This is a genomic window from Glutamicibacter mishrai (assembly GCF_012221945.1).
Classification (GTDB): Bacteria; Actinomycetota; Actinomycetes; order Actinomycetales; family Micrococcaceae; genus Glutamicibacter; species Glutamicibacter mishrai.
In genome coordinates this window covers 2,979,159-2,994,477 of the sequence record NZ_CP032549.1, presented here as the reverse complement: position 1 = coordinate 2,994,477, position 15,319 = coordinate 2,979,159, and the positions used below count along the sequence as shown (strand labels likewise).

Sequence of the window (15,319 nt, the reverse complement as noted above, 5' to 3'; positions counted from 1 at the left end):
GATGGCTGCCGGGGCATTGTTGCCGATTATTGACTACGCGTCGCCTCTGCATGAATGCAGAAGAACGACTCAGATGGACTAGCGCACGACTTGGACTGACCCGTCACGCACGTGCAAACGCTGCAGGTCAGGATGTACCTTCAGCTTTTGCTGCCATCTGCGGTCATGGCTCACCGTGACCACGGTTCCGGGGAAATCCTCCAGCGCGTCTTCAAGCTGTTCAACTAATGCCGGCGAGATGTGGTTGGTTGGCTCATCTAAGAAGAGCACATGCGCTTGCGAACTCACCGCGATGGCCAGTTCGAGTCTGCGACGTTGCCCTACCGAAAGCGCCAGAGGATGTCTCAAGAAGTCTTCGGGCGCAAATAGGCCCAGCTTGGCCAGGACTTCGGCAGCATCATCAACATATTGATCTGTTGCCAGTGCGAAAGCTTCAATCAAGCTATCGCCCGTCACCTCGCCAAGGTCTTGCCGCAACCAAGCGCAACGCAAATCTGATGCTCGCTGAATAATGCCTCCTTCATAGTCCAGTTCTCCAGAGAGCATCTTGAGCAATGAGCTTTTACCGGCGCCGTTAGGCCCGGTGACCAGCCATCGTTCGCCGAGTTTGACCTCGAAGGATCCCGTGCTGAGCTTGGGAGGTTGCTCGCGCCGGATCTTCTGAACGTGGATCAGGGTCTCAGTCGATTCGTGAAGGGCCGCGCCAGCTGGCAGGGAAAACTCGAGTTCCGTGGCAGGTTTTGGCGCCGGATTGGACTCCAGCTCTTCAATGCGGGACTTGGCTTGGCGGATCTTGGAGGTAGATCCATGGCTGCGTTCACGCGAACGAAAATTGCCGTGCCCGAAGCCGGCCATCTCCATCTTTCGGGGAATGGCCGCTACCCTCGCGGCGTTCTTCTCGACTAGTTTCTTGGAATGCGCCATCTCTGCCAGCCACAGGTCGTAGGCTTCCACAGCTGCTGCCCGCTCCTGCTCTTTGGCATGGAGGTAGCCGTCATAGCCATTGCCGTATCTGCTCAATTGCCCATCGTGGACTTCGAGGATTGATCGAGCAAAGCGTTTGAGGAACATGCGGTCGTGGGTGATGAGAACCAAAGCGCCACGATGCTTGTCCACGCTCTTCTCCAGCCAAGCCAAAGCAGCTTCATCCAGATCGTTGGTCGGTTCATCGAGAAGCAAAAGCTGCGCCCCGGAACACAGCACACATGCCAAGGCGAGTCGTGACCGCTGGCCGCCGGAAAGCCGCGAGACATCAGCTTCTCGGTTCATCTCCCCCAGCCCCAGTTGCTGCAGCGCGCTGTCCAGCCGCTGAGCCAAGGTATAACCGTCGGCAGCTTCGTAAATGTCGGTCACCTGTTGAAGCTGGGCCATGAGGCGGTCAGCTGCCGCACCCTCGGCTGCTTGAAGCTTGCCGCTGATGATGCGCATCAGGGTCTCCAGCTCGCGGAAACGAGCATGAAAGGAATCGATTACCTGCTGAATGCTCATCCCGGCGGCAAACCGCGGATTCTGCGCAGCATAAGCCACGCCACCAGGAGCATTCATGTGCCGTTGGCCGCCGTCGGTTTCCAGTGTCCCGGCGATCACCCGCATCAGCGTGGACTTGCCCGAACCGTTGTCGCCGAGCACTGCCAGGCGTTCCCGCCCGGAAATAGTCAGGTCGCAGTGCACGAGCACGTCACGATCTGCGAAGCTGACACTGATGTCTTCTAGCAAGCAAATATAGTCAGGGGCACTTTCACGATTTTCAGGCGACACGGGGCGCTGATCATGGGAATGGGTCATGGGATTTTCCTGCCTATCGCCGGGCGTCTTTCTCGCAGAAGTTCCGAAAGGCGGCGATTATTGGGCATCACAATGATGCAAAAGAGTATAGGGAGAAGAAGCGGCGAAAAACCGCCTGCTGCCTAGAGGAAATAGATCCCGGAAATTATCGTGCCCATTTCTCAAGACTAAGCCGGTTGGCTGGGACTCGCAAGATTTTCGTAGCCTAGAGCTCGATGGTTCCCTTGATCAATATTGCGCTGTTCCCTCCGACCCATAGCTGGTCGTCGACAAGATTCATGTGCACCTGGCCGTCGCGCCCGACAATGGTCCCCTGGTGGTTCGTCAAAGGCGCGGTTGCATATCCGGCATCGATCAGCCACTGCGCCGCTGCACCGTTCAGGCTGCCGGTCACAGGGTCCTCGCGCAAGGCCCCGTCCTCTATGGTCAGTGCACGGACTTCGAATTTTTCTGGCCACCGCTCTTGCGGCAAGGCGCCAATCACGCCGATTTTCCAACGGCCCGTGCGCTGGGGAATCCTGGGAACAATGTCCAACACCCGTTCCGAGTTCTCCAGGAGAATCGCTGCCCACCCTGGCCCGTTGTCGACCCATTGGGCATCGATCATCACAGATGGTTCGATATCCAGGATCTCCAGTATTTCCGCCAGTTCTTCAGCATCGATCGGTCCGGTGCGCAGGGGCGCTGGCGAGGCGAAGGAGAGCACGTCCTGATCAATGTTGATCGGAACCAAACCTGCGCCGCATTCAACAATGAGTTGGCGCGGATCGCGCGGAACTCCCCCGGCTTCCAGCCACGCGCGGGCCGTGCCCAGAGCTGGATGGCCCGCGAACCGGTACTCATGCTGCCGAGCGAAAATGCGGAATCGGAAGTCCACCTTAGGATCCGTGGCAGGAAGGACGTAGGTGACCTCAGAGAGATTGGACCACAGCGAATAGTCCTGCATCGCCGGTGTTTCCAGTTCTTCGCCATCGAGCACCACGCCCAGCGGATTGCCCTTGTAGGCGGTGCTGCTGAAAACATCTACCTGGTAGAACCGACGTTGCATCTGGCGCCCTTCCGAACTTGTCCTAGGTATCACAAAACCCCGCCGAGAGTGATCTCGACGGGGTTGTGCGAGCTGGTCGGGCTAGCGGGATTTGAACCCACGGCCTCCTCACCCCCAGTGAGGCGCGCTACCAAGCTGCGCCATAGCCCGATGCCTCCGCAGCCGTTATCCCCAAGTCGTGAGAACCAAGGGTGCCGTCTGCAAAAGCTCCTTTATTACCCTACACCAAGTGAAGGGCTAATTTCGAACTCTAGCGCTTACGGCCGCGACGTTCACGGATTCGCATGGAAACTTCAATCGGGGTGCCCTCGAAACCAAAGGTCTCACGCAGCCGGCGGGTGATGAATCGGCGGTAGCCAGGATCCAGGAAGCCGGTGGTGAACAGCACGAAGCGCGGCGGACGAGCCGATGCCTGGGTGCCGAAGAGGATACGTGGCTGCTTGCCGCCGCGCACCGGGTGCGGGTGCGCTGCAACGAGTTCGCCGAGGAAGGCGTTGAGCTTGCCGGTGGGAATGCGCTTATCCCACGAGTCCAGCGCGGTGTTCAACGCGGGAACCAGCTTGTCCTTATGCCATCCGGTCTTGGCCGAAATATTCACTCGTGGCGCCCATTCGATGTGCGCGAGGTCGCGCTCGATCTCCTGGTCCAGGTAGTAGCGACGATCTTCGTCGACTTCATCCCACTTGTTGTAGACAATCACCATGGCGCGGCCGGCTTCAATGGCCAACTGGATGATACGCACGTCCTGCTCGGAAACCACTTCATTCGCGGCCAGCAGGATGACGGCCACTTCCGCCTTTTCCAATGCGCTTTGGGTGCGCAGTGATGCGTAGTAGTCCGAACCCACGGCCATGTGCTGGCGGCGGCGGATACCGGCGGTATCAACAAAGCGCCAGACATTTCCACCAAGTTCGATCAGCTCATCCACCGGGTCTCGGGTGGTGCCAGCGTAGTCGTCGACGACGACGCGCTCGGAACCAGCCAGCTTGTTCAGCAGCGAGGACTTGCCCACGTTCGGGCGACCGATCAAAGCGATACGGCGAGGACCACCGGATGGAATCAAGCCGCCGAATGCCGAGTGCTCGGGCAGCTTCTCCATGACGGCATCGAGCAGGTCCGCGGTGCCGCGGCCGTGCAGGGCCGAGACCGGCCAAGGCTGGCCGAAGCCCAGGCCCCAGAGCATGGCGGCTTCGGCTTCCTGGTTGAAGTCATCGACCTTGTTGGCCACGAGGAAGACCGGCTTGCCCTTCTTGCGCAACATCTTCACCACGGCCTCGTCGGTGGCGGTGGCGCCAACGTGCGAGTCCACGACAAAGAGGATGGCGTCGGCAACGTCTGCCGCGATCTCCGCCTGGTCGGCCACGGAGGCATGGATGCCCCGGGCGTCGTGCTCCCAGCCGCCGGTATCAACGATGGTGAAGGGGCGGCCCATCCACTCGGCCGAGTAGGACACACGGTCGCGGGTGACACCCGGGGTGTCCTCAACCACGGCTTCGCGACGGCCCAGGATGCGGTTGACCAGAGTGGACTTGCCCACGTTGGGGCGTCCGATCACGGCCAACACCGGTGGAATGACCACATCGGCGTCGTCGTCATCAAAGTCGTCCAGACCTGCGAGCAGGGCCGAGTCTTCCTCGTCCAGCTCGTAATCTTCCAGTCCGCTGAGCAGGGCCTGCGCGCGAATGGCGGCTTCTTCCTCGCTCAGTTCGGCCAGGCGCTCGGCGATATCGTCGTCTCCAACGGGGATGTATTCCTCGTCGTGGGTGGAGTTGTTCTCGCTCATGATTTTCCCTTCACAGCGATCGTAATCTTCATCGGCTCTCGCCGAGGATGGGCACCAGCTTGTGGCTAGTTTTTCGTTGCAGTGCTGATTGCGTCAAGCACTGCCTTGATGGTTTGCTCGAAATCCAGGTCCGAGGAATCCACGGTCATCACGCCATCGGCGGCCTGGGTGAAGTTCACAACGGTAGAATCCTTGGCGTCGCGGGCCAGCACCTGGTTGGCCAGCTGCGAGTCGTTCTGGGTTCCGCCCAGCTGCAGGCCACGGCGGCGCAAACGCGCTTCTTCCGAAGCGGTCAGCAGGATGCGGGCGTCGGCATCCGGAGCCACCACGGTGGTGATGTCGCGGCCTTCGGCCACGATGCGCGCGTTGGCGTTAATGATTTCCTGCTGGCGGCGCACCAGTTCGGCGCGGGCATCCAGGTTGGTGGCCACGGTGGAAACCTGCTCGGAAATGCGCGGTTCGCGGATGGCGCTGGTGACATCGACACCACCGATCTTCACCAATTCGGCGTCCGGGTCCACCGAGATCTCCAGCTGTGCGTCGCGCACGGCCTGGGCGATCGCGCTGGCGTCTGCCAGGTCGGTTCCATCGGCGAGCACCGAGTAGGTGATGGCACGGTACATCGCGCCGGTATCCAGGTAGGCGGCACCCAATTCACGGGCGACGGCCTTGGAGACCGAAGACTTGCCAGAGCCGCTAGGGCCGTCGATGGCGATGACGAGCTGGTCGTTGTTCAAGGTGCTCACTGGGCTACTTTCCATCCGTTCGTAGTCAATACGTCAATCAGTTCGTCGCGGCGTCCGGGGACCACCGAAACATCCACCATGCCGACCTGGTGGCCGGCAGAGTGCTCCATGCGCAAATCTTCAATATTAATGCCGGCCTCGCCGATGTCGGCCAGCAGTTGCGCGATCTGTCCCGGGCGGTCGTCGACCAGCACCGTGACCAGCGCGAAGGCTTGAGGCGGGGCGCCGTGCTTGCCCGGAATGCGCGCCTTGCCGGCGTTGCCCTCGGTCATCAGCTGCGAGAGGTCCAGCAGCGCGCCAGGGCCCTGCGGGTTGCTCAAGGTGTTGATCAACCGGTCCAGGTCTTCTTTCATCCCGGTCAAGATCGGCACCAGCGCTTGGGCGTTGTGCGAGAAAATCTGGATCCACAGCTTTTCGTCGCTGGCCGCGATGCGCGTGGTATCCCGCAGCCCGTTGCCGGCCAATGCCAGCTGATGGGCCTCGGCATTCAGCAGCCGCGAGGCGATCATCGAGCTGGCCGCCTGCGGGAAGTGGCTGATCAGGGCCACGGACTGGTCATGTTCGGTGACCGACATGCGATGCATGGTGGCGCCAAGGTCGATCGCCAGGGATTCGGCGACCTTCACCCGTGCCGGATCCGCCCCCTGATGAGCGCAGATCACCCATGGCATGGAGGTGAACAGCTCGCCGCGTGCGGCGGCCGGGCCCGACTTTTCACGACCTGCCATGGGGTGGGTGCCCACATAGCGGGAAGTCTCGGCCGGGCTCAGACGCTCATCTGCCAGGACCGCGGAAAGGATCGAGCCCTTCACGCTGGCGATGTCCACCACGGTGGCGTTGGGGTACGCCAAGAGCGCGTCGGCCACCAGGTTCGCGGTGACGTCCGGCGGCGCGCCGATGACCACGAGTTCCGGGGCGATGGCGCGCTGTTCGAGCAGCACGCCGGCTCCGATGTCCTGCGCTACGCCAGCGGCGGTCGGTGAGACATCGGAAAGGTAGACCGGCACGCCTTTGGCGCGCAGGCCCAGTCCCACCGAGGTGCCCAGCAACCCGGTGCCGATGACCAGAACCGGGCCGGCAAGGTGAGAGGACGCCATGGGTTACATCCCCACCATGGCCATCAGGTGCCCGACTTCCTGGTTGCCCAGGGAGCGGATGGTGCCCTGCTTCTGGTCGCCCAGCAGGATCGGCCCCACGGCGACGCGCACCAGGCGCTGGACCGGGTGCCCGACAGCGTCGAACATGCGGCGCACGATGCGGTTGCGGCCCGAGTGCAGGGTCACCTCGACCATGACGTTCTTCGGGGTGGTGGCGATGATCTTCAGGTCATCAACCTTGATCCAGCCGTCTTCCAGCTTGATGCCTTCGCGCAGCTGGTTGCTCACTGCACGTGGCAGCGGGCCGGGGATCTGCACCAGATAGGTCTTGGGCACTTCGTACTTCGGGTGCTGCAGGCGGTTGGCAAGCTCGCCGTCGTTGGTCAGGATCAGCACGCCCTCGGTCTTGTAGTCCAGGCGTCCAACGTGGAACAGGCGCTGCGAGTGGTGCTCGTTCTTGAAGTAGTCGGCGATGGTGCGACGGCCTTCCGGGTCGTCCATCGTGCACATCACGTGCTTCGGCTTGTTGAACACGTAGTAGCGGTTGGCCTGGTTCATCTGGATGCGCATGCCATCAACGTGGATGGAATCCTTGGCCGGGTCCACGCGGGTGCCCAGCTCGACCACGAGGCTACCGTTGACCTCAACGCGGCCTTCGAGGATCATCTCTTCGCAGACGCGGCGCGAGGCGACACCGGCGTTGGCCATGGCCTTTTGCAGGCGGATGCCGTCCTGCATTTCGCCGTTGGCCTCGCGGGTCGCCTGGTTCTCGGCGCGAGCCTGGGCGCGAGCGCGCTGGGTTGGACGGGCGTAGTTGGTCGGCACCGAATTGCCGAAGCGCTCCTTGCCGAAGGCGCGCTCGGAGTTCTTGCGCACGGCGGAGGTGTTGCGCTTGGCCGAGTTCGACTTGGCCGAACCCGACTTGGCTCCTGGCTTGGCGGTCTTGTCGTATGGCTTCTCGCCGAAGGACTTGCCGCCCTGCGCCTTGCCGCGGCCGCCTGCCGGCTTGCCGCCGAAGTTGGAATTGTTGCCGCGTGGTGTGCGGCCGGAGGATGATCCCCTGCTCATGCTTCGCTGTGTCCCTTGCTGTTGCGTTTCACTGCGCGGGCCCATGGATTGGGGGCTTCACGCGTGGTTAGTCCGTTGTAGCCGCCAGCTGGCTGCTACTTAGTCGTCGTAGGTTGCCGAATCGAGCGATTCAAGATCGGCCACCCCAGGAAGATACGGGGATAGCGCAGGCAACTCATCTAGCGAGCCCAATCCCAGTCGTTCCAGGAAGTATTCGGTGGTCTGGTACAGCGTGGCACCGCCATCACCAGTTTCCGGATACTCCGTGATCAATCCGCGGGTGAGCAATGTGCGCACCACAGAATCGACGTTCACACCTCGAATCGCCGAAATACGTCCACGCGAGACCGGCTGTCGGTAAGCAATGACAGCCAGGGTTTCCAAGGCGGCCTGCGACAAGCGCGCGCTCTGCCCGTCGAGCACAAAGCTGGAGACGAAATCGGCGTAATCGCTGCGCGTATAGAAACGCCACCCGGAGGCGACACGACGCAGTTCAAATCCGCGCGGGCGATCCTTTCCATCATACTCGGTCGCCAACTTCTCCAAAGCTTCGGCAACCCGCGCGGTGGGCACCTGGAAGATTTCGGCCAAACGCGCCGAACTGACGGGGATGTCGGCCACCATCAGCACCGCTTCGAGGCCCGATTCCAGGCCTCCTGGCAGCTGGTCAATGGGTGCAATCTCACTCATGATTCAGCTCACCCCCGCTTCCCTCATACTCGTCTTGCACGGCTTCGGCATCGAAGGTGGATTCCGAGGCCAGGCTGATCCGCAACGGACCGAGCGGACCCTCTTGCTCGAAGCTGATTGCGCGCTGCCGGAACATCTCCAACAATGCCAGAAAACGCACCACGACCACCAGATGCGCCGAAGCGTCAGCAACCACTTCGCGGAAGTCCAGCGGGCCGCGCGCCTGGAGCAGCGCGGTGATGGCCTCGGCTTCCTCGGCGATGGTGACGTTGGCCCCATGCAGGTGCCCGATCCCCACTTCGGTGATCGGCTCCTCCTTGGGCGCCAGGGCGTTGGCTGCCAGCGCCGCCAGGGCGTCGGGTCCGATGGTGAAAATCAATTCGGGGAGCAGCGAAGCGAACTGGGGCTCCAGCGACACCTCGCGCGGATGGCGCGAGCCTTCGATCTCATAGCGCTCGCCCAGGAATTCCGCGGCCTGCTTGAAGGCCTTGTACTGCAGCAACCGGGCAAAGAGCAGATCGCGGGCCTCAAGCAGCTCGAAGTCCTCCTCATCGGCCATTTCGCCGCGGGGCAGCAATCGCGCCGCCTTCAGATCCAGCAAAGTGGAAGCGACCACCAGGAATTCGGTGGTCTCATCCAGGACCCTCATCCCGTCGTTGCCTTCGGCCAAGCTGGCTTGGAGCTCACGCAGATAGGCGATGAATTCATCGGTCACTTCAGCCAGCGCCACCTCGGTGATGTCCAGCTCGCGCTGGGTGATCAGGTGCAGCAGGAGGTCGAAGGGCCCATTGAAATTCTCCAGGGCAAGGCGAAAACCGCCAGACGATTCCTGCTCAGCCTCAGCTGGCGGTGTGGAATCGTTGGCGGTTTGCTCGGTGAGCGCTGTGCTCATTACGGGGCGCCACCGCGCCAAATCAGTTCGCGCGCCAGATTGCGGTAGGCCTCGGCGCCGGGATGGTTCGCCGCATAGCTGGTAATCGGTTCGGCCGCGACGTTCGCATCGGCGAATTTGATGGTGCGCTTGATGACCGTCTCGAAGAGCTTGTCCCCGAAGGCTTCATCCAAGCGGGTGATCACTTCGCGGCTGTGCAGCGTGCGGGCGTCGTACATGGTGGCCACCACGCCATCAAGCTCCAGGACCTGGTTCAGCCGGTCCTTGACCTTGTCGATGGTCTCCATCAGCAATGCCACGGCACGCAGGGCGAAGAACTCTGCGGTCAATGGGATGATCACGCCATGGGCCGCGGTGAGCGCGTTGATGGTCAGCAGGCCCAATGATGGCTGGCAGTCGATCAGCACCACATCGTAGTCGTCGATCACGTGGCGCAGCGCGCGTTCGAGCACCTGCTCGCGGGCGACCTCGTTGACCAGCTGCACTTCGGCGGCGGACAGATCGATGTTGGCCGGCAGCAGATCGATGTTCTCCACATCGGTGTGCAGGATCGCATCGGTGATCTTCACCTGCCGGTCCATCAGCACGTTGTAAACGGTGATGTCCATTTCGTGCGGGTTGGTGCCGAAGCCTGCGGAAAGCGCGCCCTGCGGGTCGAAGTCCACCAGCAGCACCTTGCGCCCGTATTCGGCGAGCGCGGCGGCCAGGTTGATGGTGGAGGTCGTCTTGCCCACTCCACCCTTCTGGTTCACCATGGCGATCACGCGGGCCGGGCCATGCGATGGCAGTGGGGCTGGCACCGGGAATTCTGTCAACGGCTTACCGGTCGGACCCACCGGGCGGGGCTCCTTGAGCATCCCTGCGCCGCGGTGCTTGCTTCCCTGTTCCTCGCTCACGATGGGTTAACCACACTTCCCGTTCGATCGAACTAAATCCTTCGAGCTGTAAGCTCAATTCAAGGTTATCGGGCGGAACAAAAGAACCGGGCTTTTTAGGGTCCGGCACGGCGAGCCTTTACCTTGAACCTTAACTCAAATGTTGTATGCGAGCTGAACGTCCACTGACCCGTCGGATCGGCTAATTCTGTTCAGCTGCCCAATCAAATCCCAGTGGCAGCAACTCGCGGATTCCCACGGTGCGCGCCCCGTCCGGCGTATCGACGATAACGCGAAGCTGCGGATAGGCATCGGCCATGACCTGCCGGCAACGGCCGCAAGGATTCTTGATCCCCCGTCCCCTATTGCCCACCGCCACGATCATCTGCGGCTCACGGGCTCCGGCCGTCCGAGCCGCGGCCAGAGCCACAAGCTCCGCGCAGGGGCCGCCAGTGAAGTGATAAAAGTTCACGCCGACATGCAGGCTTCCGGAGGCATCGAGCAGCGCGCAGCCCATGGTGTGCGCCCCGTCTCCGCCAGCGTCCGCATCGGTGGAAGCATCAATAGTCGTTCGAGCCAATTCCACGAGCTGCTGCTCGGTTTCGGTGAGTTCTCGTCGGGCACTGTCCCCCAGGGCGTCTTCATTCATGGCTCGATCCTAGCCGCAAATATTCTGCAGCCAGCTCGCCCAGCCTTCATCAACAAGCTCCGCCAGCAGCTCATAGCCGCTGCCCCTCGGGTGGGCCCCGTCATCGGCGGCCACTTCGCTTCGCCACTGCGCGTCAGCGACCAGCGGCTCGAAGACGCTCAAGTACGGCACGCTGCCCGCCCGGCACCGTTCTTGCAGCTGCGCATCCAACTCCCGAAGTTCGCCGTTGAGCTCGTCGTCGCTGATCGGCGGCGGGCCGATCATCAGCACCGGCCAATCTCGTTGCCGCGCCTCATCGATGAGCGCATCCAGGTTCTCCACGCGCTGGCTCGGTGCCACCCTGGGCTGCCCGCCGCGCCGGATGACGTCGTTGACCCCGAATGAGAACACTACGCCGACCGCGTAGTCCCCCGGTGCCAGCCGGGGTTCGCATTCACTGACAAACCGCTGGCCGATCAAGGCGCTGGTGTCACCACGGATCCCGAGGTTATAGCCCGTGAGCCGGTAACCGCGTTCGATCGCCCGGGAAATCAGACGCCCCGCCCACCCGCGATGGGATTCGTCGCCGACACCGGCGACAAAGGAGTCCCCGACAAAACACACTCGAACCGCGCTGCCCATCAAACATGTCTCCTTCATAGGATTGGCATCAGCTTCCTGCAATCTTCGCAGGGGCCCGCAGGACACAAAAAATCCGTTACCCGCGCAATGCGGATAACGGATTTTTCAGGTGATGCGGTTAGTGGCCTTCGACGCTGGACTCGTCGAACGGACGCGATCCGGACAGCGCGGCCTTGGCCTGATCCAGGTCGATTTCCTTGGTCCACTTGCCGATCAGCAAGGTGGCCACCGCGTTGCCGGTGAAGTTGGTCAACGCGCGGGCCTCGGACATGAACTTGTCGATACCCACGATCACACCCATGCCGTCCAGCAGCTCGGGACGGTGCGCCTGCAGGCCTGCGGCCAAGGTGGCCAAGCCCGCGCCAGTCACACCGGCGGCGCCCTTGGAAGCAATGATCATGAAGACCAACAGGCCGATCTGCTCACCGAGGTTCATTGGCATGCCCATCGCGGTGGAAACGAACAATGCTGACATGGTCAGGTAGATCGCGGTGCCATCAAGGTTGAAGGAGTAACCGGTAGGAACGGTGATACCAACAACAGGCTTGGACACGCCAGCGTGCTCCATCTTGGCGATCAGTCGCGGCAATGCCGACTCGGAGGACGAAGTGGAGAAGATCAGCAGGTATTCGCGGGCGAGGTACTTGAGCAGCAGGAAGATGTTCAGTCCGGTCACCACGCGCAACAGGGTGCCGAGGATGATGACGATGAACAGCGCACAAGTCAGGTAGAACGCGCCCATGAGGATCGCCATCGAGCCGATGGCAGCCCAGCCGGTCGCGCCAACGACGGCGGCGATGGCGCCAAAAGCACCGATAGGCGCAACCCACATGATCATCATCATGATGCGGAAGACGACCTTCTGGATGTGCTGGATGCCGACCAGTACTGGCTCGCCGGCCTTGCCCATGCCCTGCAGCGCGAAGCCGACAAGCAGCGCGACCACCAGGGTCGGCAGTACCGGCAGGTCGCCTGGGATCAGCGACATCAGGAAGTCCACGGTGGCGTTCGAGTCCGAACCGCTGGCAGCTTCGTATGGCTTGAGCTGCAGGCCGTCACCCGGGTGGACGATATTGCCGACGATCAGGCCGATGGCCAGAGCGAAGGTGGACATGGTCACGAAGTACAGCAGCGCCAAGCCGCCGACCTTGCCAACGGTGGCGGCCTTGGCCACCGAGCCGATGCCCAGAACAATGGTGCAGAAGATCACCGGTGCGATGATCATCTTGATCAAGGCCACGAAGGCGGTGCCCAGAGGCTTCAGCGACTTGCCAACCTCGGGAGCCACCAGGCCGATGACTGCGCCGAGAACAACGGCGGCAATCACCATGATGTAGAGCCAGTGGGTTTTATCTTTTTTCTTCGTTCCGGCCTGGGCTCCGTTGCCGCCCGGCTTCATGTCGTCAGTGACAGTCATGTGCTTAGTCCTACCCTTGAAAAGTGCCTGCAACCGCCCCTGGCGTCCTTGCCAAGCCGGTATTACGTAGAATCGTTCTGTTCAATGGTGCGCGCCTAAGTGATGTGCATCTCTATTGCGTTCATATTGGTCACGCAATAGCACTCTAAAGGAAGACATTGCAAGAGGAGGAGCGCGAGATGACGGATCATTTCACCGATTTAACCTCGGGCCGACAGGCTCAGGACGACGCCATCCCCGCTCCGCTGAGCCGCAACGGCTGGTCTTTCGCGGTGCTGATCTTCGCTGCGCAGATGCTCGTGGTCATTTTGGTGGTCATCGGCATGGCCGTCTCCACCTACCAGCAGCAGGCCCGGGTCATCCTCGATGACAAGCAGGCCACCGTTGCCACGATCTCGATCACCCTGGCCAACGACCCGTTTGTCGGCAACGCGCTGGCCGGCGACAATCCTTCAGAACTGCTCCAGCCCTACACCAACAAGATCCTGGATCGCGGCCAAGGAATCGATTTCATATCGATCATGACCCCGGATACCGTGCGGGTCACCCACCCCAATCCCGAACGCATCGGCCAGAAGTACGCCGGTTCCACCGCTCAGGCCTTGGCCGGCGAGACCTACAACGAGGTGGCGCTAGGCACCCTGGGCCGATCGGTGCGCACCATTGCCCCGGTCTATCACGACGGAAAACTTGTCGGGCTCGTGGCCACCGGCATCACCCTGGAAAACCTGCAGTCGATCTACCGCAGCGAACTGCCCCAGATCCTGATGGTTTCCGCGTTGGCCCTGCTCCTGGCGGGCTTCACCTCATGGTCGTTCTCACGCTATGTCAACCAGGCGACCTTGGGTTTCGGCCCGCATGGGCTACGCAGGCTCTACGCCTTCTACTTCTCCGCCCTGCACTCGGTGCGCGAAGGGCTGGTGCTGCTTGATCGGCGGCACCGCATTGTGCTCTACAACCAGGAAGCCGCCCGGCTGCTGGATCTGCCGGAGGAGGTACCCGCTCAAGGGCTAGGCCTCGATCAGGTGCATATGCCCGAAACCCTGCGCACGCTCATGGCCACGGGCCGCAGCTGCAAGGATGAAATCCATCTCGGCGCCCGCACTGTGCTATCCATCTCCCAAGGCCCGGCACGTCTCACCAATGCGGGGCTGCCCCGGCGAGGCGGCGCTCGCCTGCGCTGGCTCGGCGTTCAGCCGCTCACCGGCCAGGTCATGACGCTGAGGGACCTGACCGAGGTGCAGGAACTGGCCGGCGAAGTGCAATCGCTGAAGACCTTCTCCACCGCCCTGCGAGCGCAAACCCACGAACACGCCAACCGGCTGCACACCATCGCCACGTTGATCGAAAACGGCCAGAGCGAAAGGGCCCTGGCCTTCGCTGTGGATGACCGCCAGCATTCGCAGAAGCTTACCGATGCCATCGTGCACTCCATCGACGACGCCTATCTTTCCAGCCTGCTGGTAGCCAAGACCGCGCAGGCCCACGAACGCGGAGTCAAGCTGGACATCACCGCACAGGGTGTCATTCCAGCTGATGCGGTGGCAGCCAGCGATATCGTCACCATTGTCGGCAACCTGCTGGATAACGCCTTGGATGTCTCGGCAGGCACCCAGGAAGCCACTGTGTGGGTTGAAGTGACCGCGGCGCACGATGAGCTGATCATCTCCGTGGCCGATTCGGGGCCCGGGATCGAGCCGGAGTTCCTCGATCAGTTGCTGCGATTCGGGGTGAGTACCAAAAAGGGGTCGCAACCTCGAGGGCTGGGCCTGGCGCTGGTGCAGCAGGCGGTGCTGCGCCTAGGTGGCACAATGAATGTTGACAATGATGCAGGGGCGATCTTCACTGTGGCCCTTCCGCTAGAGACCGGCCACCAGCCCAGGAGACTTCCATGACAGATCCCCGCGTGCTCCCGCCGGCTTCAGCATCAAAACACGAGAACATCGTTGTGCTTGTGGTGGACGATGAACCCGAGACCGCTGCATCCCATGCCAAGTACGTGAACCGCGTTCCCGGGTTCACCACCGGCGCGATCGCCGCCAACGGCCAGGAGGCACTATCGCTGCTCTCCCGGGCCCGGAACACCGGAACGCCCTTTGACTTGGTACTCCTTGACATGACTTTGCCCGATCTGCACGGCATCGATGTGGCCAAGAGGATGCGGGGATTGGGATTGACCACCGACATCATCGCGATCACCGCGGTCCGGGACCTGGCAGTGGTCCGCTCTGCGGTGGCCACGGGGATCACCCAGTACCTCATCAAGCCCTTCACCTTTGCCGCGTTCAGCGAGAAGCTCGAAAACCACCGGCAATTCATCGCCACCATGCGGTCAACTGGTCCGGACACCAGCCAGGCGGCTCTGGACACCGCCTTTTCCGCGTTGCGCTCCTCGACTGCCTCGGCTTCGTTGCCCAAGGGGCTGATTCCCGAGACCCTGGCACAAATCACCGAGCACCTCGCCAGCCAGCCCGAACGCTGTCTCTCGGCCACCGAGCTGGGCGAGGAATTGGGCATTTCCCGGGTGACCGCACGGCGATACCTGGAGCACCTCTTCGAATCCAAAGCTGTTCTCAAACAGCCACGGCACGGCACAAGGGGCCGCCCGGAGTATGAATACCAGGCAGCCCCTCGCAGCTAGCTCGCAG

14 protein-coding genes and 1 tRNA gene are annotated in these 15,319 nt (G+C 62.0%); 2 read left to right on the top strand and 13 right to left on the bottom strand.

Annotation, left to right across the window (positions count from 1 at the left end; genetic code table 11):
- Positions 1-78 precede the first annotated feature (78 nt).
- The 13 genes from abc-f to D3791_RS14005 form a co-directional block, all read right to left on the bottom strand.
- Positions 79-1,785 carry a ribosomal protection-like ABC-F family protein gene (gene abc-f / locus D3791_RS14065; protein ID WP_172512562.1) on the bottom strand — a complete coding sequence of 569 codons (1,707 nt, stop codon included), beginning with the start codon at positions 1,783-1,785 and terminating at the stop codon, positions 79-81.
- 205 nt (positions 1,786-1,990) lie between these two features.
- Complete coding sequence (locus tag D3791_RS14060; RefSeq protein WP_172512561.1) at positions 1,991-2,833, bottom strand: PhzF family phenazine biosynthesis protein; 843 nt, start codon at positions 2,831-2,833, stop codon at positions 1,991-1,993.
- Between the two features lie 73 nt (positions 2,834-2,906).
- Positions 2,907-2,983: transfer RNA gene (locus D3791_RS14055), tRNA-Pro, on the bottom strand.
- Between the two features lie 100 nt (positions 2,984-3,083).
- Positions 3,084-4,616 carry a ribosome biogenesis GTPase Der gene (gene der, locus D3791_RS14050; protein ID WP_022876811.1) on the bottom strand — a complete coding sequence of 511 codons (1,533 nt, stop codon included), beginning with the start codon at positions 4,614-4,616 and terminating at the stop codon, positions 3,084-3,086.
- Positions 4,617-4,681: 65 nt separating this feature from the next.
- Entirely contained in the window at positions 4,682-5,377 is a 696-nt protein-coding gene (gene cmk / locus D3791_RS14045; RefSeq protein WP_052165328.1) for a (d)CMP kinase, read from the bottom strand.
- On the bottom strand, positions 5,359-6,459 hold the full coding sequence (locus tag D3791_RS14040; RefSeq protein WP_022876809.1) for a prephenate dehydrogenase: 1,101 nt from the start codon (positions 6,457-6,459) through the stop codon (positions 5,359-5,361). Before D3791_RS14040 ends, cmk begins: the two co-directional genes overlap by 19 nt.
- A 3-nt stretch (positions 6,460-6,462) precedes the next feature.
- Positions 6,463-7,527 (bottom strand): pseudouridine synthase, encoded by a 1,065-nt coding sequence (locus tag D3791_RS14035; protein ID WP_022876808.1) that lies wholly within the window; start codon positions 7,525-7,527, stop codon positions 6,463-6,465.
- 99 nt (positions 7,528-7,626) lie between these two features.
- On the bottom strand, positions 7,627-8,217 hold the full coding sequence (gene scpB, locus D3791_RS14030; protein WP_022876807.1) for an SMC-Scp complex subunit ScpB: 591 nt from the start codon (positions 8,215-8,217) through the stop codon (positions 7,627-7,629).
- A complete protein-coding gene (locus D3791_RS14025; protein WP_172512560.1) occupies positions 8,210-9,109 on the bottom strand; it encodes a segregation and condensation protein A in 900 nt (299 codons plus the stop codon). Before D3791_RS14025 ends, scpB begins: the two co-directional genes overlap by 8 nt.
- Positions 9,109-10,005, bottom strand: a complete 897-nt coding sequence (locus tag D3791_RS14020; RefSeq protein WP_022876805.1) for a ParA family protein — start codon at positions 10,003-10,005, stop codon at positions 9,109-9,111. The genes D3791_RS14025 and D3791_RS14020 overlap by 1 nt, the downstream gene beginning before the upstream one ends.
- A gap of 181 nt (positions 10,006-10,186) precedes the next feature.
- Positions 10,187-10,633, bottom strand: a complete 447-nt coding sequence (locus tag D3791_RS14015; protein WP_172512559.1) for a cytidine deaminase family protein — start codon at positions 10,631-10,633, stop codon at positions 10,187-10,189.
- 9 nt (positions 10,634-10,642) lie between these two features.
- Positions 10,643-11,272, bottom strand: coding sequence for a DUF459 domain-containing protein (locus D3791_RS14010; RefSeq protein ID WP_216847353.1), 630 nt, complete (start codon positions 11,270-11,272; stop codon positions 10,643-10,645).
- A gap of 100 nt (positions 11,273-11,372) precedes the next feature.
- A complete protein-coding gene (locus D3791_RS14005) occupies positions 11,373-12,671 on the bottom strand; it encodes a cation:dicarboxylate symporter family transporter (RefSeq protein ID WP_172512558.1) in 1,299 nt (432 codons plus the stop codon).
- A gap of 179 nt (positions 12,672-12,850) precedes the next feature.
- Here D3791_RS14005 and D3791_RS14000 point away from each other — a divergent pair, with 179 nt between their 5' ends.
- Positions 12,851-14,566 (top strand): sensor histidine kinase, encoded by a 1,716-nt coding sequence (locus D3791_RS14000; protein ID WP_172512557.1) that lies wholly within the window; start codon positions 12,851-12,853, stop codon positions 14,564-14,566.
- Positions 14,563-15,312, top strand: coding sequence for a response regulator (locus tag D3791_RS13995; RefSeq protein ID WP_022876800.1), 750 nt, complete (start codon positions 14,563-14,565; stop codon positions 15,310-15,312). The genes D3791_RS14000 and D3791_RS13995 overlap by 4 nt, the downstream gene beginning before the upstream one ends.
- Positions 15,313-15,319 lie beyond the last annotated feature (7 nt).